Source organism: Clostridium saccharoperbutylacetonicum N1-4(HMT) (genome assembly GCF_000340885.1).
GTDB classification, from domain to species: Bacteria; Bacillota; Clostridia; order Clostridiales; family Clostridiaceae; genus Clostridium; species Clostridium saccharoperbutylacetonicum.
In genome coordinates, this window is the sequence record NC_020291.1 from 3,727,317 (window position 1) to 3,749,876 (window position 22,560).

Consider the following 22,560-nt stretch of genomic DNA (forward strand, 5'->3'; position numbering starts at 1 on the left):
TTGTTAAGTATCTGTTGATACACAATCCCAATCATCATTTTCTGTTCCCTTACCAATAAGCCAATTTAGTCCCCAATGGCGCTCAAACACAACTCCAGAATCTAATTTGGCTGGTGCATTTTTTCCATGTATTCTCGCATCTACACAAGCCCAGTTATATCTAAAAATTAAGTCTGCTTCATTAAGTATTTCATCTACACTTCTTAAATTAACTTTTTTCATAAATTCATCAAAATCGTTACAATCTGCTACCACATTAATTGCAAAATCACAATCACATATTTGTGAAGGATAGTTAAGTTCATCCAAAATCCCTAATGCCCAAATAAGTGTCCAATAGGCTTCACATTTCCATGCCATATTAATTACATCTTGTTCCTCTGGAGTACCAAATATAATTTTTTTCTCTGCTTCTGTTAATTCATTTGATACTCCATACTTTTCTAAAAATCCTTTAAAAAATTCTCTAGATTCTTCAACGTTTTCTCCATTATTAATGTCACAGGCTACTTGAATCGCAATTAAACAAGCTATTGCACGTTTAGCAATTTCTTCAGCACTTCTAACCTCTATTTCATTTACATCTTCTATTCTTGGAAGTCCTTCCATATATGGAACTTGATTTAATTTTAATATTTCAATTGATTTTAGCTTTCTTTCCTCTGAATTCATAACTCATTCCCTTTCTTTTTTTAATTCTTTCCTAAAAACTTATTAAATTACTTGCTCTATTAAAACAGGTTGTGTAAAATTCTCTATCGAATCAGCTTCTACATAATGATACTCATTACGAATCGCATAAAGTCTCAATGTAACTGATGGCGTAATCCCAAATTCTATCCCATCAGAAATACTCATAACTATATCAAACTGAACTTGTGGAAACTTTAATTTTAATATATTTTTCCAAGAATTCACTGCTATTAATCCAACTTTTAGAGTTGAATATATTTCACTTTCAGTATCTATACAGATATAAACCTCATTCCCATCCCATTCAAAATTAGTAAGATCAATTCCTGAATATTCAACATATCTCTTTTTATTCAATCCACAAAAATTATTAATGCAATAATATGTTTCTCCCTTTGAATTTACTTTTTCATATATATTAGGTAAAATTATATTTTCAAAATCAAACAAGTTAAATTTTGTTTCTATCATTCTAAGATTCTCCAATTTTGATAAATGCTTTTTCATAATTTTATTACAAATCACTTTATCACCTCGTTTTTTAATGTATTCTGTTTATAGCTGCATTAACAATATTCTTATAATTTTCTACTCATCTTGCTAATAGAATTCTTAGATATTCTGCATCTGTTTCCTAATAATTTGTTTCAAAATAATTATCAATAATCTTTTTATAATCACCATAATTATACTAATCATACTCAACTAAAAAATTTATAAATGCATATTGAGTTTTCTCATCTTTATACTGAACCAAAAATTCAGTTCCTATATCCAATGATCCTCTAAACTATTTTCCCCGTTTTACAATCAATCACAAAGTCTTCCCATTCCCCTGGTGGATCATATTCGCCAGATCCATAAATATACTTACCATCAAAATCATGAACCAATACTCCATCAAATCCTAATTTATCAGATGTCCATAACAGAGTGCAATTTTTATTAAAACATAGTATATTAAAACAAGTTGCGACTAGAATAAATTCTTCATATGGGTATATATACCCAAAATAGCCATCGACTCTAGTATATATGGAACTATGAGTCTCAATGTCTATTAAATAAAATAAGTCACAAAATCCAATAGCAATATAATTATTCCAAATGATGGCATCCTTAAATGTTGTCGAATATTCAAGATAAATATTTATAAGAAGATGTGCACTATCATCTTTCTTAACAGTACAATACATTTCTGGAGTGCCTAATGTTTTTGGAACTTCTCCTATATTAATTGGATCCATTTTTATCCAAGGATAGTCAATTGCATTTCTAAATTCAGTCTTATATGTTATCAACGTTATTCCCTCTCATTCTTTAAGTATAATTATCTTTATACACTTTGTATTAGTATTACGTAAGAAAATATTTATTTACCTTGAATATATTATTTAAACTTGCAGATAATATAATGTCTTCACGATCAAGATAGCGAGGTGTACACAATGAAACTAAAATTATTTCTAACAGTTATTTTAATATCTGCAATAACTTTTACAGAATATCCAAAAGCAATTCTTCAGTCAAATACTTACAAAGAAGGAGTGTATGACATTACAAATACGCCACAAGTTAAAGCTACTGCTATGCTTACAACTCCTAACACTGTTACAAGTTTAATACTAATTGATCCTAATGGAAATGAAGTTTTTTATAAAAAATTTGATACTGCAAATGAATCTGTAAACTTAGGTACTATTTTAGATGATGACCGAATTGCAATAATTGGTAAAGGTGAAATAGCCATTACAATTAATCTATAGATATATTTTACTAGAATTCCGTATCAAATTAAGTTACTTTTGAATAATATTATCTAAAACCAATCATAATAATTATAGTTTCTTTAAATATCTACTCTAAAACTATATTGAGGTGATTCTATTTGATGAAAAGATTTAGTATTACTTTTTTTCTTTTTTATTTTATATCATTTAATACTTTTATTGTTTGTTCCTTAGCTGACTCAAAACCTCTTTCTCAGGGTATCTATCCAAGTGAACAATTAAATTTATCTCCAAATAAAATTTATAATATACAAAATATTTCACCCAATGAATTTGTTGTTATACTTATCTCTGACACTAACGAAATTGTTTATGAGTCTATTCAATTAGAACCTTTATCAAAAAATTATTCTTTTCAACCTCCAGTTACTAGCTATTTAGTAACTGTCATTGGTAAAGGAGAAGTCGTTATATCTTAAAGTATAACTTAAATCTAAAGGCAGGTGAAAATATTTATGAAAAGATTCATTTCCATATTCTTATTTTTTTTCTGTTTATTCTTTGCTAATAATACAATGACTTATGCAGAGATATCCAAAGATAGCATCCAAGGTATATATACACTAAATACGTTAAATTTATCTCCCGATATTAACTATGTTATTCAAAACAACTCTTTTAACGAACGCGCCTTACTGATTATTTATGACTCTAAGCCAAATCTAATCCAACTCATACGCTTGACACCACAATCTAAAAAGCATAATTTAATACCTCTCAAAAATGACTATACCATTGTTATACTAGGTAGAGGACTATTAGATTTTTCTCAAGAGGCACCTAGTTAGTGTCTCCTAACAACATTACTAGTACACACTTTCTACAAAGTGTACAGAAATATTTAGATTTGTATAAATCCTAAATGTTGATGATGATTATAAAAACACTTTATCGCTACTATTTTTATATTATCTCTGTGAACTAATGTTAACTAATCCAAAACTCAATACTTATATGGAAAATTTCATTCTTACTCATATACTTAACAGTATAATTAGAATATAAATCATTAACACTATTACCTGTATCTTGATAAAAATAATCGCTAGTAATCCTAGTACCACAATAACGACTGCATATAGCTTCATTTACGTAGTATTTTCCATCAATCTTTACATGTTCTTTAAAAAACTTCATCATTTCATTTTGAATATTCCATATAATTATTTATATAAATATCGTCTTCAATTACATTCTCTAATAAAGTTAATTCATTAGAAAAATCCCTCTTAAATCTATCATTTTTATTTCTCCCACTTAAAGCAAAAATGTTAATAACATTTTATCCCTATCTATTCTTTAGAAGAATATTATAATTTCAAATTATATTAAATTTTAATCATATTTTTTATGCAACGAATCGAAATCAATCATATTACTATTTGTGGATATTCTTCTTATTTCATTCCTAACTTCCATAAGTGCAAATCCAAGTAAATTTTCTCCACGCCATAATTCTGGATTTTTAATATCCATATCCTCCTCAGACATCTGTATACCCCAAACATTGTCATAAGGACTAGCTTCTACTAATATCTTGTCTTCCGTTGAAAGAAGAAATGTCTTTAGCTTTTCGTTTTGCATGAACTTATTATAATTTCCATTAATAACAATTGAATATTTAATATTATTCCAAATACCTTCATCAAACCCTCTAACTTTACGTCCAAGTCCTTTTATTTCATTAGGATCATTACTGCTCATGATCTTTTCTTCAATTTCTTTATCTTCAAAAAGTCTTGCTTTTTCAGCCATCATATATTGTTCCATAAATAAATATTTAATATGTCCAACATTAAAGCCGCTTTTCCACCATTGACTAAAGCAAGACTTGGAAACAGAACCATCCTTTTTAGGATGATGCCCCCAAAAATAAATATATTCCAAATTATTTCCATTTTTATAATCTGAAATAAGATTATTTAAATTATATTCTGGCTTTCCATCCTTTTGCCAAACATATGTCCAATATTTATTATATCTATAAATATTATCTCCAATTCCCCATCTTTTAGGTTCTGGAAACATATCCTTATATTTCTTCTTCTCATCCTCTTCTAATTTGTTGAACCACCTATAAAAATCTATTGCATAACTTTCACCATAGCCCATTCTCCATCCAATACTTCCATATGGAATGTTTGGATACATAAGCCATTCTGGAGCCATTAGTAAATCACCATTTCTATTTCCCATAATACTCTTTCTCCTTTTTACTTCATTAAACTTTACTAGTTAATCACTATTCATCTACTGTATATAAAACAGTCTTATTTTCTATTACTTTAAACTTAATTTCATCCCTTAAACAATCCTTGGTTAATTAACTGCTCTAACTCCGTCATAAATAATGTGGTAATAATTAAATTCTAATAAATGTTCTCTAAACTTTTCAATAAGTTTACCTTTCAAAATTGCTGGACTTATCAATTTTACACCTACTATTTAACATTATTTTTTAATTTTATTAAGAGCAGCCTGTATTATTTCAGCATGATCAAAAGCTAGTTCCAGCTTGTCAACCTCTGTTACATCAACCCATTTTACATCAATGGCATCTTCACCATAACTTAAAAACTCTGGTTCTTCTCTAATTAACCCCACATAAGCACATGAAACAATCCATCCTCTTGGATCTCTCTTCGTATTACTGAACACTTGAACTAATGATAGTTCAACATTTTTTAATCCAGTCTCTTCTTCAAGCTCACGAGCCGCTGTTTCTTCCACGGTTTCATTTACTTTAACAAAGCCTCCTGGGATTGCCCAACAATTCATAAATGGATGTTCTCCTCGCTTAATTAAAAGTACCTTCATATTTTTATCATCAAGTTCTTTACCTTTTTCAGTAAAAAAAATCACACAATCGGCAGTTAGAGAGGGTTTAGAATACGCTTCAATATTGTAAGCCTCTAAAAAAATTTTCTCATCCTGTGATCTATTAATGGTTTTGCTGGATAAATTAATAAGTTCTTTTTGGGAACGTTCTGAATAAAATAATGGTATTACTCCATTTATATAGTCAGCTCCTCTTTCAGTAAGATAAATCCCTCCATTTTTTATTTCCATAAAGCCATTTTTCGTTACAAATTTAACTTCTTCGCTAAAATGTTCACAAAATTTGATCCCAAAGCGTTTTTCAAAAGCCTCAAAATTTACAAAACCAAAATAAAAAGCAACTGAAATCATTTTACCTATAGCTTCTTCAAGTGGAAGCCTATAAATATCTTGTATCGGAAACTTTCCTTCTTCAATTTTTTTGCGATAAGTATTTATTTGCTTACTAGCTGCACCTTCGTTGTATGCTAAATAATCGTATCCAAAAGATTGTGCTCCGAGACCAATACCTATATATGGTATTCCATTAATTACACGTTTTGTAAGGTAATCGCTTGTCCCATAGTCCCCCTCAACTCTACTGAAGGTATTCTTACCATAGTTTGCTTTATAACCATTTTCATTTAAAACCTTAAATGCAAGGCGATACTGGCGAATTACTTTATACAAGGATACCCCACCAGCCTCTGCTTCAATCTTAGTTCCTTTATATCTGTTACGATAAAGTGTAATATACTCTGGCTTCAAACCAATTGCATATCTCAAAGTGGTTTCAAAGTCATCATCAGTCTGATGCAGGAATCCATACATTAAATCAACATTTAGCTGTGTAAACCCAGCTTTTCTTATATTCATAACAGCCTTTTCATATATTCCAGTAGTACCTTCCCTACCTAATTCATTAAGTAGCTTTTCTGAAATAGTCTGAATCCCCATACTTATTCTGCCATATCCCATTTCAAAAATAGCTTTAATTTTCGTTAGCTCCTGCATAGCAATTAGTGGTGTAGTTTCTATACTATAAACCGTTTCTTTTGAGAAATTAAATGAATTACGAAGTGCCTCAGTAATTTTCATCAAGTTTTTTTCCGACAACTTAGTTGGTGTTCCTCCGCCTATATCGTATCCTACAATCTTTTTACCTATAAGAAGTTTAGAATACATTTCTATCTCTTTCAGCAAAAGTGATACATAAATATCTTCTGTTTCATCATCTGTATTTTCCAAAACTGCATATTCGCAAAAACGACACCTCTGCTTACAAAATGGTATATGTATATAAAGACTCAGTTCTTCAAACTTCTTAAGTTCTTCTTCCAGAAACTGTGGAATCTTATTTTCATCACTTATCTTGTATTCCATAAACGATGATGGAGTTAATGGATACGCTGTATTTGAATAATGATGAAAGAGTATTCCTTTTTCATATATTGTTTTAGGATTCATTATTATTTGCTCCTTTTCGCTTTTTATTTACTATAACAATTTAGAAAACTTTAAAAGTATAAATAATATATGAACTAAAATTTTTTCTATGTCAATTTGATGATAGGCTTATTTCTGTTCAACCCCTGTTCTAAAATCATTATAAGTTTTCTTTGGGTCTATAGGAGGTTCAGAGTAAGCTTCGTACAAAACATACTTAAAATTCTCTTTTAGTCCTTTATACTTGTCAGTTACTTCTTTATCCATATCATTTGCTTCCTTTTTAAGTTCTTCCTTCTTATCCAACCCAGTGCTAGTTACGTATCTAATAACAGGAATTATCCCATCATTTCTAGTGTACTCCACGCGAAATCCGTATAGCTGAATATTGTTATTATTTTTCAGCTTATCTGGAAAAGCATACTCATTACTTATACTTTGTTGAAGCTTTTTGCCATAATCTATCATTTCAGTTTCTTTCTTATACTGAATAAACGGAACTGGCCGTAATATCTTGCCACATAATCCCATATATATATTTGCTGCTACCTTATATCCTTGTGCTTCAAGGGATTTTGCTTTTTCATATAAATTAATTGCACTCATTCCACCATAACTGTAATTTCCTGCACTTACCGAATAAAGCTTCCACTCATTATTCTCTTTTATGTATATCAATGTAAGTAAAAAGTCATCCTTATTTGAGGTTGTTTTAATCATAGAAACGAAAATATCTTTATTAACTGCCTCTACTGTGATATTAAAAGAATCGTCGTTTGAATCAGTTATAATAGCATTATACTTACCAATTTTATTTACTTTGCAATAATATCTATCTTTATATTCTAAAGACTGACCTTTTAAAGCTTCCTCTGTCTTAACTAAGATATTTTTAAAATTAGAGGAATTACTCTTAAATTCTTCGCCACTAATTTCAAGAATTTTATCTAGATCATTATTCCTTATACCATCTAAAACCTTATCGTCCAATATCTTTACAGAATCTAAAATTTGTTTGTTAATTCCATCATTATGTTCTACACTTTCAACTCCTGCGCCTTTAGGTGAGAACGAACATGAAGTTATAAACATTGTTAATATAATGAATAAACATAATAAAACTTTTTTCATAAAATACCCCCTAATTTACTATTCTGAGTTAATTATTCATATCTTGTAAAAATCCCATCTCAACTCAAATTTATACACCAGTAATAAATCAACCTCAGAATTATACAACAAAAATGCTGCAATTTCATTTTAAGTAATGCAGCATTATATTTTATTATTTTACTGTTAATTATTAAGAATTTAATACGATTCTGCTTTCATTCACACCAGATTTAATTAAAAGTTTTTTCACTGCTTCACTATTTACATAAAAACTGGTACTACGTCCACCAAATGAACACATTCCTATACTTGTTACACTATTAGGAATGGTTACGCTTATTAAACTATCAGAATCCGCAAAAATACTAGATTCTATAGTTGTTAGCCCTTTTGGAAGGGTAACCCTTGTTAAGTTTGTGCAGCCAATGAACGCACTATTTACTATACTTGTTACACTATCAGGAATACTTATTTCTGTTAAGCCTGTACATCCTTCAAATGCTCTATATCCAATAGTTTTTACACTATTAGGAATTACTATATTAGTTAGTTTTGTAGCTTTACTAAACGCATATCTTCCTATAATTGTTGTACTATTAGAGATTGTATAATTTGTATCATCTTTTGCAGCTGGATAACATAATATATTAGTTTCGTCTTTACTATACAATACTCCATTAATGCTTTTAAAATTTGTATTATCATTATCTACTGATATATTTGTTAAGGCGAAACAATCACTAAATGACTTATCTCCTATCATTTTTACACTTGCTGGAATATTAACGCTTCTCAAATTAGTACATCCGTAAAATGCAGCTTCTCCTATCTTTATTATGTCAGAAGGAATAGTTATATTTTTCAAATTACTACATTTATAAAATGCCTCATAACCTATACTTGTTACTATAACATTATCAATTTTAGTTGGAATTTCCACATTACTGTCTGACCCTAAATATGCTACTATTTCACCTGTTTGTTTGCAAAAAGCCCACACACCATGTATTGAAACATTTGTAAACTGACCATCATCATTTAACCCATCTTTCTCGCCAAAGTCATTTGGCTTCCCTTGTGCCATATAACCTTTTGAGTCAAAATAATATAAATTTCCATTTATTACTTTCCAGCCTACAGCCCATTTTCCTGATTCTGCATACCACCAGCCTTCTGAATCTTGCCTCCATTCTGCATTTGCGCCTATTGGGATTAATGCTAATACTGAAGCAGCTACTAATGTACTTGCTATTACTTTTGTTAATCTTAACTTTTTCAACTTTCCCTCCCATATTCCCTAAAACTCAAAATAAACTATTAATCTACTAAATTTTACTACTATAACAAATATTTATCCACAATATCTACAAATCTTTTATATAATAACAACATTTTGAAATCAACTTAAATTTAATTAATTATTATCCAAAAAATATTTATTCTTTATATATATTTCATTAATACCAAATTCATCCAAGAATTATTAATAAATAATATGCATAACTTCTCTATCATTTAAATAATATCCTTTTGCTTGTTTTGTAATAATTTCAATACCTTCCTCTAACTTAATTAATTGCCCACTTTCTAATGTCTTATTGTCCATTATTATACAAAACAAAATAGTATTTATAATCTTCTGCATTATCTCAACTTCATACTTTACATGTACTAACTCTATTTCTAACATATTAAACATATTTAATCCTGTTGTGAACGCTCCTATTTCGCCATTTTCTTCTCTAATATAATTAATGTTTATCCAATTTTGATATGGAAGATAATAATCATTATGTTCCCTTGCAGCTTTCATTATGTACATATAGTTACGATAGCTATTTTTTTCTATAACTAAACCCGAATCAGCATTATAAATACATAGTGCATTAGCTAGTCTCATAAACGAACAACAAACCTGTGTAAATATAGAGCAAGTTTTAATCTGGTCTAAACATTCATTCTTTAAAATAGCAACAATCATAAATGTCTTATGATTTTCAATACATTCTTCTGCCTCTTTCCAAAATGGATTTCTTCTTGCAGCTTCAATTGGTGAATTATCTGGATACTCAGATTTCATAAATGAACATACAAACTGAATCTTATCTATATTAAAATGTAAAAATTTAATTTTATCTTCATTTCTTATTTCTATATCTAATTTTACTCCCCAATCTTCTTCAAAACCATGAATAAAAACTTCTGGATCAAACCCTATACCATCAAATAAAGCATACTGCGTGCATCTATATCCTTCTTCTTTCTTTCCAGCTTTAAACAACCCCATTACTGTTCCCCCTAATAAAGTCCCATTTTCTTATTCTTAATTAATTTTTTCATTGGTTAAAACATCACTTTTATGTAACTGCTTTTCTTCAATATTTGTCAAAAGAATTCCTACATGTGCCACATCCATGTTTCCAACTTTTGGGTGTTCCATTCCCTTAATTTTAGATGCAAGCCTATTTCCATTAGCATCTACAACATCAACTTCCTCATTAACTCTTATATCTGCACCTCTTACCATACCAACTACACTACAACCCAAGTTTTTAATTGTAAATATTTCATCAATTGATAATGTATAAATACTAGCTAAATCTTTTGATTGTAGTTTTGATTTTTTGCCAAATAATTTGCTTAATACCCCCATATTAAATGTCCTCCTCATTTTTGCAAAAAATCTCATACCTTCTATCAAGTATGTCTTCAAACTTCTTATAATCATTCCATTTAAAATCAAATTCACAAGGAATATCATGCAGTTCATTCAAGACAAAATCTATGTAATCATTAATAAACTTTCCACTGGAATAATAATATTCAGTAAATGCTAATCCTTTATTGTTAAAATCATCACTCCATAGTTTACCATCACAACATATTAAGATAAAATCCCATATGAATACAAGCTCTTTTAATAACACTCTCTCTTTCTTCATCATTTATATCTTTCGGATCTATTTTCTCACTAGAGCAATAAGCTTCCATCGCTCTCACATAATAATTGTCATAACTATCAAAAGTAGCCATTTCATCCATCATCCTCTCAAATTATTATAAATATAAAATTAAATCTAATGTTACTCTCATTTAGCCACTTGAAATTTTGAAAATCTGTTTAATTCATATTTTACCTCTGAAACATTAATAGATTACTATTATTCTTTCTCTATTCTAAATATTAATTTTTCAAAAATTAATTCACTTACTCAAATGTATCTTCATTAATAAAATCCATCTCATTGGCAATTAACATTTGTAAATAATCATCAAAACTATCTGCTATCACTTGAATCTCATCAGGATCATGCAAAAATCTTACAACCTGTCCGTTAATTCCTTTTTCAGAAGCCGAAAAATCAATAAATAACTGTGATGTACCACCATTATTCATACAATCTGAAAAATGTAACCATTTCATGTTATCTGCACAATCTATAATTTTTTCATCTATTTCAACATCATCACCAAATTCACGGTTAACATAGCCAGCATAGAAGTCAAATGCCTCATTCTTAGTCTCTAAAATCTGATTTACTGAAAGTAGATAGTATGGATATTCATTAACATCGGAACCAAGAATGTAAAATGCGATTTTTTCTCCTTCATATTTTCTCCAATATGTTCCATCTACGTATTCAAGAAGTTTTACTAAAGAATCAGGAACATTCGGATATTCATCTTTCAATTTCTTAATATCTTCTTTGTTCGCACCATGCATAATACTTTCAAAATGATCCCAACTCTTTTTTCCAGAATTATAATAATATGCTTTTTTTAATCTATTTATATATTTTTCAACTATATTCATTATATCCATCTCCAATTCTTATTTATTCTCAAGTACGCACTTAGCAACATTAACCAAGATATTAAGTTAGCAAGTCAATGTTATTGTTAAAATTTTATTCTATATAAAATTATACCATAAATACAAATATAGACTAATACTTTTAAAATAATACTTAATTATACAAAAAACACAATACTAAAATATATATTTAGTACTGTGTTTTAATAAAATAGATAACTTATAATAATTGCCTTTTGTATTGACTTCAATTATTTATTAGATTTCAATTTATCTTTTTTATTTTTTGTATTCTCAGCAACTCTAAACCTAACTATTTTGCTTATTAATTCATATGGTAATGGCTTTGTTATAGGAAATTGCACTGATCCTTTTGCTGCCTTATATTCTGACAATTCCTGTTTAAATGCTTCAATTCCACTGGGAGCAGGATAAAATCCTATATGATTTTTATGAGCAGCAAAATATACTAGACTTCCATGAAGAGTAAAAGCAGGCATTCCCCAACTTATCTTTTCTTCTGCATCTGGCGCAGCTTCTTTTATAACTTTTCTTAACATTTTAAGCATCTCCTGGATATCGGGAGAAAATTGTAAAATATATTCATCTATTGATTGATAAGTAGTTTTATTTTCTTTCATTTTTTTACTCCCTTCTAACACCTTATATTAGTTAAATTTCACTACCCAGCTTATCTGATAACACTTTCGTCTCTTCCTAAAAAATTGTAAACTATCATAAATTATTAATGTATTAAGTAATTGTCTTCAACTTTAATTTCTATATATTATTATCACTAATGAAATAATAGCATTTGGTATTGACAATAGCAGCAAATAATTTACCATTTTCATTTTTTTGTCTCTATCTTCTTTAGTTTCATTCATAAAGTTAGCTCTGTATCTATCACCACTAATAAATGTACCATTTAATATACCAGCTATAAAAAAGGAGACAATTACAACAAATCCAGTTATTTTTAACGTTACATTATAATTATTTGATAAAAAACCTATTAAATAAGCTGCTAATGCAATAGCTATCCCCATAAAAAATGATGACTTCAATTATTACCACCTCTCAAACTCTACTAAATAAAACCCATCTTTATTTATATTAACCAACAGTAATTTATAAAACCTTCTTAACAGAGAATAGAACATGAGGCATATCAACACCTCTATAATGCTTTATAAACTTATCAATACAAGTCATTCCATTTCGTATTGCCACATTTTGAGATGCTGTATTAGTATCGCGAATAATAGAATATACTTCTGTAGCATTCAGTTTATCAAAGGCGTATTCTTTACAGGCGATTGCAGCCTCACTTGCATATCCATTATGCCAATATTCTTTTTGAAAAAGATACCCAACTTCCATTATCTTGCTATTATTATAATCTTGCATTGATAACCCACATTGTCCTATCATTTTATCTGTTTCCTTCAAAACAACGGCCCACATACCAAAGCCATATTCTTTATAACGTTTAAATTGTTTGTCAAGCCAAGCTTGAACTTCATCTAGATTAAATGCGCCTTCATATGCATACATTACATCAGCATCTTGTAAAATTTTACAAAGAGCTAAAAAATCCCCTTGTGTCATTTCTCTTAATGTTAATCTTTGAGTCTCTAACACCATCCCATAACCTCCTATAAGAAAACTTATCCAAAATAGCTAAGAGAACCCTCATCAATTGAATATTCTTCCTAACTATTCAAATTAAATTATTATACCTTCAAAATGATCCATTTCATGTTGAATTATTTGTGCTGTAAATCCATTAAAAACTTGCTTTTTCTTATTAAAATTTCTATCAAAATATTCAACTTCTATCATTTCATATCTTTTTGTTTTTCTAAAGCCAATTAAAGATAAACAACTTTCTTCTGTTTCATAAGGCTTTTCCTTTTTTAATATTACTGGATTTATCATAGGCACAATAAAGCTACCTACAGTAAATACCAATATACGCTTTTTTACTCCAATCATATTACCAGCTAAACCAACACAATGCTCTAAGTTTGCACTTAACGTATCAACCAAATCATCAACTACTGCTATATCATTTTTAGTAGCTTTTTCTGATTTTCGTCCTAAGAACAATATATCTTTTACAATTGGTTTTATCATTATTTCTCCCTCTTTTCCCAGTTATATTTTTTTATTGAAAATACGCTTTTAAGTTATGGTTTTCTTGCAAGTTGTAAATCTATTGTATCATATATAGTAATAATACCACCGTTATCATTGATCACCTCTTCTATTTCACCAAAGAATTTCCTTCTTGTCTTTTCTTCAATAGCAATGTGATCTGAATAAGTTCCTAATAATAATGTGTACTCCTTAGCAGTAAAATTTCTTGTTCTATGATAAAGCCTATAACTTATATCTATAAAACCATATTTAAAAGCTATGTTTGCTATATTTTGGGCATTTTCCTCACTATATTCTTCCCCACCTAATGCCCCTGGCATATACTTTGCATATATTTTTTCAAATTCAATATTTATGTTATTTCGTATCTTATCCTTAAATGGGTGATTAGCAAATCGTGCAAAAATACCACCACTTTTCAGCATATCAAATACTTTTGTATACCCTATCTCTTCAGGAATCCAGTGAAAGGCTGTAGCCGAATATATGATATCAAAGGAATTAGAAGGATACTCAAACTCTTGAAATGCTAAATTTTCAACCTTGAAATTTTCATAATCTTTAAATTTATAACGTGAGAACTCTGCTAACTTGTCACCTAATTCAATAGCAGTTAATTTGCAACCTGTTTCAATTATTGGCAATGTTGCTTGACCAGTTCCTATTCCAACCTCCAACACATTGCTTGATGAATTTATTTCTTTTGCATCAAAAATATCATCATATAACGCTTTGACATAAGTAGGACGCCACTTATCATATTCAATACATACTAAATTAAATGTGTTTCCCAACCCTTTAATTACTGACATATTTTAACCCTCCCATAAGTTAATTCTTTTTTAATGATATTTTTTTATCAAATCATGGTATAGCTGTTCTGTATTTTTGCTGTTACGTAAACTTATATATACAGCTTCCTTATTAGTTCTTTCAATCTCTATTGTAGGAGCTGACTTTGATTTCACAAAGAGTAAAATTTCGCCAAGGTGATCTGCTTTAAAATTTCCTTTTAATGTTCCTCCAATACCGTCATAACCATTTGTCTTTTTAACAGTACCAATTTCACTCATGCTTTTTTCTATAAGAGATATTTTAGAAATTTCTGAGAAGTCAATGTTTAATCCATACATAGCTTTTATTTGTATTTGGTTATCAAGTATACTTATGTCAGGATCTTTTTCCCCATAATAAAATAATGGAACTAATGAAATAACAATTATTGCAGTAATTGAAATTATTGCAATAATAACTGCTTTTGGTGTCTTGGCTGTTGACTCATCAGTCCTGTAAATAACCGCTGTACTTTTGTATTTGTAATAAATACGATTATATGCAACGATTAATACCACAGTTCCTGGGACACATAAAATAATTAATAAAATAACACCTGTTATAATGCTAAAAAGTGACAATATACCTGTCACAATCATACAAATGGTATAAATTGTCCACATCAAACCATTTGCCCGGTTATATGATGGTATATCTGTTATCTCTTCAGGCCTTACTGTAGTTCCTGACCAAAAGTGCATTGGATCTTTCCGTTTGAACGCCCAAAGAGCTATTACTCCAAAAATCAATGAACACAAACAACATATAGCTGCAAATATTATATTTCCAAAAGCCATTGCTCTTTCCTCCTTAACATATTTCTAAAACAAATCAGCAAGGATTAATACACTCACTCTGAAGTGAAGATTACTCTATCTTAACTGGTGGCTTCCATAATGGCACATCCACAAATGTAGTTTCTTTAATATTGGGAAGAATATCATAAATAGAACATTTCATTTGTTCTTCAAAATACTCTTTTATTTCAAAAGTTGCATTCCAACGTTCCACTGTAAATGAAAAGGTGCCATAACGTCTTGTAGTACTAACAAATCGCTTTTCTAACATACAAAAACCTTGAGTATCTGCCAGTGAATCGCAAAGAATCAACAGCCTATCGTAGTCATCATAAATCACTTCATTAATATAAGTTCTTACAAATTCACTTTCTTCATCATTCATATCATTTTTACCTATTTCTTTATTAAAATCAGGAACTGGGAATGAATGTGTCAAACAAATCCGTGCCACTTCATCCCAGCCTTTTTTAAGCATAAATTTATATCCTTCAATCGCATGCCTTCTTGCTACTATGCCACATCTCCTACCAATATCATGAAGAATTCCTAGCACATATGCTTTTTCTGGGTTAAGATTACCACATTTTTCAGCAATTATTTGTGCTGCCAATCCTACATTAATAGAGTGTTCCGTCCAAGGCCCCGGGTTTAATTCTCCTGCTAACTCTAATTCTTTTTCAGCTATTTCTCTATTTGGAAACATATTATCCTCCTACATCAATAATAAAATCGTAATGCTTCTAATCTTTTTGCTCGCTCAAAGGCTGCTTTTAAAAATTCCTCTGCTGATAAATCCTTATAATCCCAATTCATGGCCTCGATGGCAGTTGGACCTGAATAATTTGTTTCTGCAATTTTTTTCATTGCATTAGTCCAATCAATTGTGCCATCAAAAGGCAATCTATGTGTTGCTTTTTCATAATTATCATGCAAATGTAGTGCCATCAAACGAGAACCATACATTGCTAATAAATCATTGTCTGAACAATACCTGTTATGATGAGCACAATCATAACAAAACCCAATACGAGGTGAATCTACTTGCTCCAATACATATGACAAATTAGAGAAATTTCTTAAATTCTCCATCGCAATATTAACACCAAATTTTTCAGCTTTCTCAGCAATTCTCTTTATCCTATCAATCCCTACTTCATTATACAGATGATTATCATTAGGTAAGTGCACCACCATAGTTGGAATTTCAAATTCTGCACAATCTGAAATGCATTGCAAATAGCAAGCCATAATATCTTCGCCGTCAAGATTGTCAAGCCAAAGATTATTTTCCCCATAAACTGGTGCATGGATATTTTCTATAAAAAGCCCTGCTTCTCGCACTATAAGAGGTCCATTACGGTAATCACCTACACCAAAGCAATCACGTCCAAAGCCATCACTCCACCATAATAAAATCCCATCAAATCCAGCATCTTTTATCAAACGATAACGTTCCATTTTCGTCAGTTCATAGCCAAACCAATCATAAATAGTAATCATAATATACTTCCTTCTCTCTTTTGCTATCATAGATTTTATCCATAGAAACTATCTATTCAAATAATCTCACTTTAATTTTTTATATTGTGAGCTGTAATAATTGTATAACTATAAGCATTTACTGTTATTTCACAATCATCTATGTTTATATACCAATTCTTTCCTCTTCTAGTTATCAAGGCATTTTGATTTTCTATTTTTTCTCTACACCAACTAATAACATCATCCACGTCTAAAGAAAGATTTTTCTTAATTCTAACTACTCCTAAATCTGTTGTATGCAACTTATCTAAGTTAGAAATCAGTTCAATTCTATCATCCATTTTCGTCACTATATATCCGCCTTTCAAATTATAATTTATACACCTATAAAAAGAGCAGCTATGCACTTATAAAAAGAGTGGCTATGCCACAATAAGGAACTTTACTGCAATACGGAACTTTTTACTCATATCTATTAATTCTTAACTGATCAGAAAATATAACCTATACATTTACTTATTAAATCACCTGGTCAGATTGAAATTTCATTCAATCATCTATAATCATATTGATAAGAATTTCAATATGTATCTGCATTGTATCCAAACACTCTACTGGTGTTTGGACACCTTTGAACAATAATGGTAATTCGGTACAACCTAAAACAATTGCTTGTATTCTATCTTCAGCTTTCATTCTCTGGACAATCTTCAAAAATGCTGATAAAGTTTCTTCTTTGACAATACCAAACTCCAATTCTTGTGAAATCTTTTGATTAACAATATCCATTTCTTCATCAGATGGAGTTATCACTTCTATATGATTTTTAGTAAACGGCTTTTTAAAAAAGTCCCCTTTCATAGTAAAGATAGTTCCAAGCAATCCCACCTTATATATATTACGTCGTTTTGCTTCGTTACAAGTAGCGTCAATAATGCTGACAAGTGGGATATTTGAGCGATTCTTAAGCTCATCAAAAACAATGTGCGGAGTATTAGCGGATAAAGCTATAAAATCTACACCACTGGATTGCAAATTATTGATAGCTACCATTAAATAATTTATAAGTGCTTCATATTGTTTTAGTTCGCACATTTTAAGGATATCAAAAACATTAACACTTTCAATAGTCATATTAGGAAAAAAATTTTTTCCTACTTTATTTTGCACTCCATATACAATATCATGATAGTATGGAATTGTAGACTCCGGTCCCATTCCACCAACTAGGCCTAACTTTTTCATATTAACCACTCCCTAAAGCTTACATTTTATATTTTTTATCAATTCACGATATAGTTGCTCTGTACTTTTGCTCTTGCGTAAACTTATATATACATCTTTCTTATCAATTTTTCCAATATCCAAATTAACAATTTTCTTTAGTGAATTTATTTCTGCCTCTTTATCTAGTACAAATTGTTCATCGGCAATTCTCAATACACCACCTTCTGAAACCAACAGATCTCCACTTATTAAAGTTTTCATTGATTCGATAAAAATAGAAATATGTCCTGGCATATGCCTTGTTGCTTCGGAAACCATTCACATTTTATTGTTGCGAAAATTCAGATTTCAAAATAGCATATTCATATGTATCTTTCCATATAGGGTTACATTCTTCATCTTTAAAGAAGTATATATTTTGAAGCAACGTTCCTTCTCTTCTCATACCAACTCGTTCTAATAATTTCCACGAATTTGGATTCTTTGGATCACACATGGCAATAATCCTTCTAGTATCAAGGTTATCAAATGCATATTTCATAAGTGCAAAAATACTTTCAGTTGCATATCCATTTCCCCAGTACTTTTCATTGAAAATATACCCTATTTCCCAAGTTTCAAATTCTCCTTTAGCAAAGTAGATATTCCCTATTACTTTTCCGTTTTTTAAACATACAGCAAGAAATTTTTCATCACTTACACGCCTTTTTGCCTCCATATATGCCTCATGTTTTGTAAATGGTTTATATGGTTCAAATTCTAGCACTTTAGGATTGGAAAAGTACTCATATAAATCCTCTCCATCATTTTCTAAAAATCTACGTATTATAAGCCTTTCTGTTCTTAATTCTTCCATATAAACTCCCCCAGTTAATTTTTAACATTCATCTTCTTTATATAGTTTAATCAACTCATCTAAAGAAATATCTATACCAACTATTTTTAATAAATCTTTTCGTGCATTATATAGTTTCTCAATCATTCCTTCAAATCCTTGTCCTAAATGTATGTTCTTGTGGCAATTACAACATAACGAAACGATATTTTCTTCAACATCAAGAGAAACTTCAAATTTGTTGTAATAAGTAAGTGGTACTAGATGATGTGGTTCAGTATAGTTTAGATTTGAATTCTTCCTAAGAAATGTTGTATGAGTATTGTCAAATTCACATTTATGCTGTGCATGTCGCAACGCATTTATTGACACCCTACGACTTCTAGGATAAACATATTTATTTTTAATACACACGGGAACTTTCTTATTTTTAGATTTACCTGTATATTTAAAATCTGTAGCATCCAAAGTAATATCACTTTTACTAATATCTGAAACAAGATCATCATCTGAATAACTATCATCTGAAAATATACTTAATTCTTCAATCGCTTCTATAAGTTCTTCTCTTAATGTCCACTCCCAAGTCTTTGGCTTAGTATTAATTTGTTTACTTTTCATTACCACAATAAATCTTGTCCCTGTAGCTATATCTCCTATACCCTTAACAACGAATCGCCCAAGTTCTTTTTGGACTCTTCCAGCTAATCCATTAATAATTCCATTAGCACTCATACTATGTTCATTATATTTTTTACCTATATAACCACACGTAGCAGAATATCCGGGTTCTATGTACCATTTTCGTATAGCTTCTTTGCTTTTATCATCAAAAACTTTAGGATTTATTAGTAATTGCTTCCATTCTTCAGTAGTTATATCAATATCACAGCAATACTTACCATCAATAACTTCACATATTTTTTCAATCATCTTAAACCTCCGAATATATAAATCAAACTGCTTCTATGCTAGTTTAAAGTTCTTAATAATTTCATTATATCTATCTTCTAAATTACCATTTTCTTTTATAATAAAACATTTAAATTCACTATTTAAAAATTCATTATAATGTTCCAAACTATATATTTTTTCAATTCATTTTTTTTAAATTCACTAAAGTATGTTGATGATTAGCTGTTTTCATTATTTGGTCAAGGATAAATAATTTCTTTATATTTTAATAAAAATGTTGTAAGTACATTTTGAGTTTACTTTAAATATTCTTCTGGATTTAATAATATTTTGTTTACATCTGAAAAAAATAATGAGCAGTGGTATCCATCAGCAACAGCATGATGAATTTGAATAGTTAATGGCATAATAATTTTCTTACCTTCTTCAAAAAACTTTCCCCATGTTATCATTGGAAAGAGAAAAGGGCTACTTCATTTAAAACTGCTTTCATATATCTAATTTAAATTCTTAGTTATAACAATTAATCTCAAATAAGAGTTTTTGATTATCAATTATAAACTCTAGTTAAATAAACTTTGCATTTTCATCAAATATAATCATATCTTCTAAATTGCCATTATATTTTTTAAGGAGCTTATCAACATCATTATCTTGGAGATAGTTGTACTCCTCCCTAGTTATTCGAATTATCCATAACAAATTAATTCTTTCCTCCATAAAATTATCATACTTTGGTGAATTAATTTTAGGAAACAGATTATTATTTATCAATAATACAGCTTCAAAATTACTTATAGCATTACAAGGAATAGTATGTCCATTTCCAATCCAGGTTATTTCCTGCCACGGAAGATTTGTCTGTCCACTTATATAACTTAACATTTTCATATAACCATCATTATTTTTAAAATCCTCGCAACATGCAAATCCAAGTTCTATTCTTCTGTTCTTCTCTGCTTCTCCATCTTCTAAAAACTGTTCAATTTTAGGCTGACATAGTACGCTTACCCCTGCTGTAAATGCATAATTAACATTATTCTTAGTTCCAGTAATTAAGGCTTTAGAAGGAAACTCATTATTATCAATAGCATAATACTTCTCATGCTTTCCAAAAAAGTTTTCTAATACAGATAAATGCATAGCCTGTACATCTTTAAAATAATCTTCATTTAGATATTCCCAATATTTTTTGCTTTTCATTACTCTTTTATAAAGACTATCTTCAGCTTCTGTTAATTCCCATGCAAATGGTGCAGTTCCAATAGCATATCTTGAATATCCATAAAATCCATTTTCTGCCCATCCAGGTATTACTGCCAAAAGTTTATTATTTTCAATTAATGCAGCTGCATCCCCTTCTTCAAACCATATAATTGATAAATCATTTTCATCAATATCAATTCCTTCATTGCTATGACTACAGTATTCTAAAGGCATTGTAGGTGCAGCACCATTATCCATTGCTTTATAATCAATATCTTTCTCTCCCTTAAATATATTGCAGCCCCAACATGGCTTTATTGTGCTGTTTTCAGAACCAGGATTAAACCATAAATAGAAATAAATTGTAGTTTGGCTTTTTTCAACAAATGCCTGAATATTGCACACTGGCGACCAGCTCTCTATCAAAATTTTATTTTCTACTTTCTCAACTTCTACTGATTTATTTTCATTTTGTTTAGTGAATAATTTCTTAAATATTCCCATTTTTATTCCCTTTCATTTTTAATTAGATTTTCCTTAATTAGTTAAAACCTTCAATACAATTTATATTTATCTTGCAAACCTTATGATTAGTTAATGTTCTTTTAGACAATCCTTTTTAGGAATAATGCCCATCTCTAATTCGCTATAATTTTCATTAAGTTTTCTTCCTCATCTTTAGATGCCTATTGTTCTTATACTCTCTATAAATAAGATAAATTCCATATATTCCACAAACCAATAAAATAAAATCTTCATAAACATTGAAAATTGACGACTTTATTCCCGTTAATCCCCAAATTGTTAGTAAAACTAATAGAATTTTATTTTTCTTATGGTAGCAAGAATATACAGCTATACTAAGACTAATAATTGGACATGGCATTACATATGTTACTAACCTAGGAAATCTATTTCCCAATGCAAAGGAAATAAAAGGATATGCTATATATAATATTATTAAAATGCTTTGCCACCTATTTGGTTTATTGAGAACATCATCTTTACTTTTAATGCTATCAAATAGAAACAACATACCACAACACAAATACAAAGGTAATGCAAAATATTTTTGAATTGGTTCTACCCCATATAATCCGAAAAATACTATCCCAATAAATAAGTTACCAATACCAAGTGCAGCTTTTGCAATCCAATTAATCTTTTTACTATAAGATAAAATAATTGCTAGAACTATAAAAATCAAAAGAATGCTTTGTATTATAATGGTTTGTTTATTATACATTTCTATTACATTCCAAAATATCTGTGAATCCATATTATATCATCTCAACTCTCAAAATTATTTATATTAAGAAGCAATCTTCCTCCAGCTTGATTCCTTATAAAAGACTTTTGTTAAAGCTTAGATGCTCTTACAAGCAATATTGTTGTATAAATTCAGATTTCAAAACAGCATATTCA

The 22,560-nt window shown here is 29.4% G+C and carries 31 protein-coding genes; 3 read left to right on the forward strand and 28 right to left on the reverse strand.

Going from position 1 to position 22,560, the window contains the following annotated elements; genetic code table 11:
• Positions 1–3: 3 nt before the first annotated feature.
• From CSPA_RS16625 to CSPA_RS16635, 3 genes are all read right to left on the reverse strand, one after another.
• Positions 4–672, reverse strand: coding sequence for a DUF4272 domain-containing protein (locus CSPA_RS16625; protein WP_015393507.1), 669 nt, complete (start codon positions 670–672; stop codon positions 4–6).
• A 42-nt stretch (positions 673–714) separates the two neighbouring features.
• Positions 715–1,164, reverse strand: a complete 450-nt coding sequence (locus CSPA_RS16630; RefSeq protein ID WP_015393508.1) for a hypothetical protein — start codon at positions 1,162–1,164, stop codon at positions 715–717.
• Positions 1,165–1,478: 314 nt separating this feature from the next.
• Positions 1,479–1,994, reverse strand: a complete 516-nt coding sequence (locus tag CSPA_RS16635; RefSeq protein WP_015393509.1) for a hypothetical protein — start codon at positions 1,992–1,994, stop codon at positions 1,479–1,481.
• Positions 1,995–2,141: 147 nt separating this feature from the next.
• Here CSPA_RS16635 and CSPA_RS16640 point away from each other — a divergent pair, with 147 nt between their 5' ends.
• The 3 genes from CSPA_RS16640 to CSPA_RS16650 all read left to right on the forward strand — a co-directional run bounded on the left by CSPA_RS16640 (position 2,142) and on the right by CSPA_RS16650 (position 3,271).
• Positions 2,142–2,459, forward strand: a complete 318-nt coding sequence (locus CSPA_RS16640) for a hypothetical protein (protein WP_015393510.1) — start codon at positions 2,142–2,144, stop codon at positions 2,457–2,459.
• A gap of 125 nt (positions 2,460–2,584) precedes the next feature.
• Complete coding sequence (locus CSPA_RS16645) at positions 2,585–2,902, forward strand: hypothetical protein (RefSeq protein ID WP_015393511.1); 318 nt, start codon at positions 2,585–2,587, stop codon at positions 2,900–2,902.
• 36 nt (positions 2,903–2,938) lie between these two features.
• Positions 2,939–3,271 carry a hypothetical protein gene (locus tag CSPA_RS16650; RefSeq protein ID WP_017810531.1) on the forward strand — a complete coding sequence of 111 codons (333 nt, stop codon included), beginning with the start codon at positions 2,939–2,941 and terminating at the stop codon, positions 3,269–3,271.
• Positions 3,272–3,410: 139 nt separating this feature from the next.
• On the opposite strand, the gene CSPA_RS16655 is transcribed toward CSPA_RS16650, so the two are convergent.
• From CSPA_RS16655 to CSPA_RS16770, 25 genes are all read right to left on the reverse strand, one after another.
• Positions 3,411–3,623, reverse strand: coding sequence for a hypothetical protein (locus CSPA_RS16655; protein WP_015393512.1), 213 nt, complete (start codon positions 3,621–3,623; stop codon positions 3,411–3,413).
• A 195-nt stretch (positions 3,624–3,818) separates the two neighbouring features.
• Positions 3,819–4,679 (reverse strand): NADAR family protein, encoded by an 861-nt coding sequence (locus tag CSPA_RS16660; RefSeq protein WP_015393513.1) that lies wholly within the window; start codon positions 4,677–4,679, stop codon positions 3,819–3,821.
• 255 nt (positions 4,680–4,934) lie between these two features.
• Positions 4,935–6,767: a radical SAM protein gene (locus CSPA_RS16665; RefSeq protein WP_015393514.1), complete on the reverse strand. Its 1,833-nt coding sequence runs from the start codon at positions 6,765–6,767 to the stop codon at positions 4,935–4,937.
• Between the two features lie 108 nt (positions 6,768–6,875).
• On the reverse strand, positions 6,876–7,877 hold the full coding sequence (locus tag CSPA_RS16670) for a hypothetical protein (RefSeq protein WP_015393515.1): 1,002 nt from the start codon (positions 7,875–7,877) through the stop codon (positions 6,876–6,878).
• Between the two features lie 172 nt (positions 7,878–8,049).
• Positions 8,050–9,138, reverse strand: coding sequence for a leucine-rich repeat domain-containing protein (locus CSPA_RS16675; protein WP_015393516.1), 1,089 nt, complete (start codon positions 9,136–9,138; stop codon positions 8,050–8,052).
• Positions 9,139–9,342: 204 nt separating this feature from the next.
• A complete protein-coding gene (locus tag CSPA_RS16680) occupies positions 9,343–10,146 on the reverse strand; it encodes a hypothetical protein (protein WP_015393517.1) in 804 nt (267 codons plus the stop codon).
• A gap of 36 nt (positions 10,147–10,182) precedes the next feature.
• Positions 10,183–10,512, reverse strand: a complete 330-nt coding sequence (locus CSPA_RS16685; RefSeq protein WP_015393518.1) for a hypothetical protein — start codon at positions 10,510–10,512, stop codon at positions 10,183–10,185.
• Between the two features lies 1 nt (position 10,513).
• Positions 10,514–10,804, reverse strand: coding sequence for a DUF7832 domain-containing protein (locus CSPA_RS16690; RefSeq protein WP_144053534.1), 291 nt, complete (start codon positions 10,802–10,804; stop codon positions 10,514–10,516).
• Between the two features lie 263 nt (positions 10,805–11,067).
• Positions 11,068–11,673, reverse strand: coding sequence for an SMI1/KNR4 family protein (locus CSPA_RS16695; protein ID WP_015393520.1), 606 nt, complete (start codon positions 11,671–11,673; stop codon positions 11,068–11,070).
• A 251-nt stretch (positions 11,674–11,924) separates the two neighbouring features.
• A complete protein-coding gene (locus CSPA_RS16700; RefSeq protein WP_015393521.1) occupies positions 11,925–12,314 on the reverse strand; it encodes an iron chaperone in 390 nt (129 codons plus the stop codon).
• A gap of 132 nt (positions 12,315–12,446) precedes the next feature.
• Positions 12,447–12,740: a DUF5316 domain-containing protein gene (locus CSPA_RS16705; protein ID WP_015393522.1), complete on the reverse strand. Its 294-nt coding sequence runs from the start codon at positions 12,738–12,740 to the stop codon at positions 12,447–12,449.
• Positions 12,741–12,804: 64 nt separating this feature from the next.
• Entirely contained in the window at positions 12,805–13,320 is a 516-nt protein-coding gene (locus CSPA_RS16710) for a GNAT family N-acetyltransferase (RefSeq protein ID WP_015393523.1), read from the reverse strand.
• An 81-nt stretch (positions 13,321–13,401) separates the two neighbouring features.
• A complete protein-coding gene (locus CSPA_RS16715; protein WP_015393524.1) occupies positions 13,402–13,812 on the reverse strand; it encodes a peptide deformylase in 411 nt (136 codons plus the stop codon).
• A 53-nt stretch (positions 13,813–13,865) separates the two neighbouring features.
• Complete coding sequence (locus CSPA_RS16720) at positions 13,866–14,648, reverse strand: class I SAM-dependent methyltransferase (protein ID WP_015393525.1); 783 nt, start codon at positions 14,646–14,648, stop codon at positions 13,866–13,868.
• Positions 14,649–14,678: 30 nt separating this feature from the next.
• The gene (locus CSPA_RS16725) at positions 14,679–15,467 is read right to left on the reverse strand and encodes a hypothetical protein (protein WP_015393526.1); all 789 of its coding nucleotides are present in this window, start codon (positions 15,465–15,467) and stop codon (positions 14,679–14,681) included.
• Between the two features lie 70 nt (positions 15,468–15,537).
• Positions 15,538–16,173 (reverse strand): HD domain-containing protein, encoded by a 636-nt coding sequence (locus tag CSPA_RS16730; protein ID WP_015393527.1) that lies wholly within the window; start codon positions 16,171–16,173, stop codon positions 15,538–15,540.
• A gap of 14 nt (positions 16,174–16,187) precedes the next feature.
• The gene (locus CSPA_RS16735; protein ID WP_341274122.1) at positions 16,188–16,928 is read right to left on the reverse strand and encodes a sugar phosphate isomerase/epimerase family protein; all 741 of its coding nucleotides are present in this window, start codon (positions 16,926–16,928) and stop codon (positions 16,188–16,190) included.
• 113 nt (positions 16,929–17,041) lie between these two features.
• Complete coding sequence (locus CSPA_RS16740) at positions 17,042–17,302, reverse strand: DUF3781 domain-containing protein (RefSeq protein WP_015393529.1); 261 nt, start codon at positions 17,300–17,302, stop codon at positions 17,042–17,044.
• A 199-nt stretch (positions 17,303–17,501) separates the two neighbouring features.
• Positions 17,502–18,197, reverse strand: a complete 696-nt coding sequence (locus CSPA_RS16745) for an aspartate/glutamate racemase family protein (RefSeq protein ID WP_015393530.1) — start codon at positions 18,195–18,197, stop codon at positions 17,502–17,504.
• A 12-nt stretch (positions 18,198–18,209) separates the two neighbouring features.
• Positions 18,210–18,497 (reverse strand): MBL fold metallo-hydrolase, encoded by a 288-nt coding sequence (locus tag CSPA_RS16750; protein ID WP_015393531.1) that lies wholly within the window; start codon positions 18,495–18,497, stop codon positions 18,210–18,212.
• Positions 18,498–18,504: 7 nt separating this feature from the next.
• Positions 18,505–19,035 (reverse strand): GNAT family N-acetyltransferase, encoded by a 531-nt coding sequence (locus tag CSPA_RS16755; protein ID WP_015393532.1) that lies wholly within the window; start codon positions 19,033–19,035, stop codon positions 18,505–18,507.
• 21 nt (positions 19,036–19,056) lie between these two features.
• Positions 19,057–19,947 carry an HNH endonuclease gene (locus tag CSPA_RS16760; protein WP_015393533.1) on the reverse strand — a complete coding sequence of 297 codons (891 nt, stop codon included), beginning with the start codon at positions 19,945–19,947 and terminating at the stop codon, positions 19,057–19,059.
• A gap of 278 nt (positions 19,948–20,225) precedes the next feature.
• A complete protein-coding gene (locus tag CSPA_RS29210; RefSeq protein WP_017810525.1) occupies positions 20,226–20,381 on the reverse strand; it encodes a CatA-like O-acetyltransferase in 156 nt (51 codons plus the stop codon).
• A gap of 115 nt (positions 20,382–20,496) precedes the next feature.
• A complete protein-coding gene (locus CSPA_RS16765) occupies positions 20,497–21,639 on the reverse strand; it encodes a suppressor of fused domain protein (protein ID WP_015393534.1) in 1,143 nt (380 codons plus the stop codon).
• A 154-nt stretch (positions 21,640–21,793) separates the two neighbouring features.
• Positions 21,794–22,414 carry a DUF6064 family protein gene (locus tag CSPA_RS16770; protein WP_015393535.1) on the reverse strand — a complete coding sequence of 207 codons (621 nt, stop codon included), beginning with the start codon at positions 22,412–22,414 and terminating at the stop codon, positions 21,794–21,796.
• Positions 22,415–22,560 lie beyond the last annotated feature (146 nt).

What these genes read in the sequence shown, in the direction of transcription:
- CSPA_RS16625 (WP_015393507.1), bottom strand. Translation starts at nt 672, where the DNA reads ATGAATTCAGAGGAAAGAAAGCTAAAATCAATTGAAATATTAAAATTA.
- CSPA_RS16630 (WP_015393508.1), bottom strand. Translation starts at nt 1,164, where the DNA reads ATGATAGAAACAAAATTTAACTTGTTTGATTTTGAAAATATAATTTTA.
- CSPA_RS16640 (WP_015393510.1), top strand. Translation starts at nt 2,142, where the DNA reads ATGAAACTAAAATTATTTCTAACAGTTATTTTAATATCTGCAATAACT.
- CSPA_RS16645 (WP_015393511.1), top strand. Translation starts at nt 2,585, where the DNA reads ATGAAAAGATTTAGTATTACTTTTTTTCTTTTTTATTTTATATCATTT.
- CSPA_RS16650 (WP_017810531.1), top strand. Translation starts at nt 2,939, where the DNA reads ATGAAAAGATTCATTTCCATATTCTTATTTTTTTTCTGTTTATTCTTT.
- CSPA_RS16655 (WP_015393512.1), bottom strand. Translation starts at nt 3,623, where the DNA reads ATGATGAAGTTTTTTAAAGAACATGTAAAGATTGATGGAAAATACTAC.
- CSPA_RS16660 (WP_015393513.1), bottom strand. Translation starts at nt 4,679, where the DNA reads ATGGGAAATAGAAATGGTGATTTACTAATGGCTCCAGAATGGCTTATG.
- CSPA_RS16665 (WP_015393514.1), bottom strand. Translation starts at nt 6,767, where the DNA reads ATGAATCCTAAAACAATATATGAAAAAGGAATACTCTTTCATCATTAT.
- CSPA_RS16670 (WP_015393515.1), bottom strand. Translation starts at nt 7,877, where the DNA reads ATGAAAAAAGTTTTATTATGTTTATTCATTATATTAACAATGTTTATA.
- CSPA_RS16680 (WP_015393517.1), bottom strand. Translation starts at nt 10,146, where the DNA reads ATGGGGTTGTTTAAAGCTGGAAAGAAAGAAGAAGGATATAGATGCACG.
- CSPA_RS16685 (WP_015393518.1), bottom strand. Translation starts at nt 10,512, where the DNA reads ATGGGGGTATTAAGCAAATTATTTGGCAAAAAATCAAAACTACAATCA.
- CSPA_RS16690 (WP_144053534.1), bottom strand. Translation starts at nt 10,804, where the DNA reads ATGATGAAGAAAGAGAGAGTGTTATTAAAAGAGCTTGTATTCATATGG.
- CSPA_RS16695 (WP_015393520.1), bottom strand. Translation starts at nt 11,673, where the DNA reads ATGAATATAGTTGAAAAATATATAAATAGATTAAAAAAAGCATATTAT.
- CSPA_RS16700 (WP_015393521.1), bottom strand. Translation starts at nt 12,314, where the DNA reads ATGAAAGAAAATAAAACTACTTATCAATCAATAGATGAATATATTTTA.
- CSPA_RS16710 (WP_015393523.1), bottom strand. Translation starts at nt 13,320, where the DNA reads ATGGTGTTAGAGACTCAAAGATTAACATTAAGAGAAATGACACAAGGG.
- CSPA_RS16715 (WP_015393524.1), bottom strand. Translation starts at nt 13,812, where the DNA reads ATGATAAAACCAATTGTAAAAGATATATTGTTCTTAGGACGAAAATCA.
- CSPA_RS16720 (WP_015393525.1), bottom strand. Translation starts at nt 14,648, where the DNA reads ATGTCAGTAATTAAAGGGTTGGGAAACACATTTAATTTAGTATGTATT.
- CSPA_RS16725 (WP_015393526.1), bottom strand. Translation starts at nt 15,467, where the DNA reads ATGGCTTTTGGAAATATAATATTTGCAGCTATATGTTGTTTGTGTTCA.
- CSPA_RS16730 (WP_015393527.1), bottom strand. Translation starts at nt 16,173, where the DNA reads ATGTTTCCAAATAGAGAAATAGCTGAAAAAGAATTAGAGTTAGCAGGA.
- CSPA_RS16735 (WP_341274122.1), bottom strand. Translation starts at nt 16,928, where the DNA reads ATGGAACGTTATCGTTTGATAAAAGATGCTGGATTTGATGGGATTTTA.
- CSPA_RS16745 (WP_015393530.1), bottom strand. Translation starts at nt 18,197, where the DNA reads ATGAAAAAGTTAGGCCTAGTTGGTGGAATGGGACCGGAGTCTACAATT.
- CSPA_RS16750 (WP_015393531.1), bottom strand. Translation starts at nt 18,497, where the DNA reads ATGGTTTCCGAAGCAACAAGGCATATGCCAGGACATATTTCTATTTTT.
- CSPA_RS16755 (WP_015393532.1), bottom strand. Translation starts at nt 19,035, where the DNA reads ATGGAAGAATTAAGAACAGAAAGGCTTATAATACGTAGATTTTTAGAA.
- CSPA_RS16760 (WP_015393533.1), bottom strand. Translation starts at nt 19,947, where the DNA reads ATGATTGAAAAAATATGTGAAGTTATTGATGGTAAGTATTGCTGTGAT.
- CSPA_RS29210 (WP_017810525.1), bottom strand. Translation starts at nt 20,381, where the DNA reads ATGATAACATGGGGAAAGTTTTTTGAAGAAGGTAAGAAAATTATTATG.
- CSPA_RS16765 (WP_015393534.1), bottom strand. Translation starts at nt 21,639, where the DNA reads ATGGGAATATTTAAGAAATTATTCACTAAACAAAATGAAAATAAATCA.
- CSPA_RS16770 (WP_015393535.1), bottom strand. Translation starts at nt 22,414, where the DNA reads ATGGATTCACAGATATTTTGGAATGTAATAGAAATGTATAATAAACAA.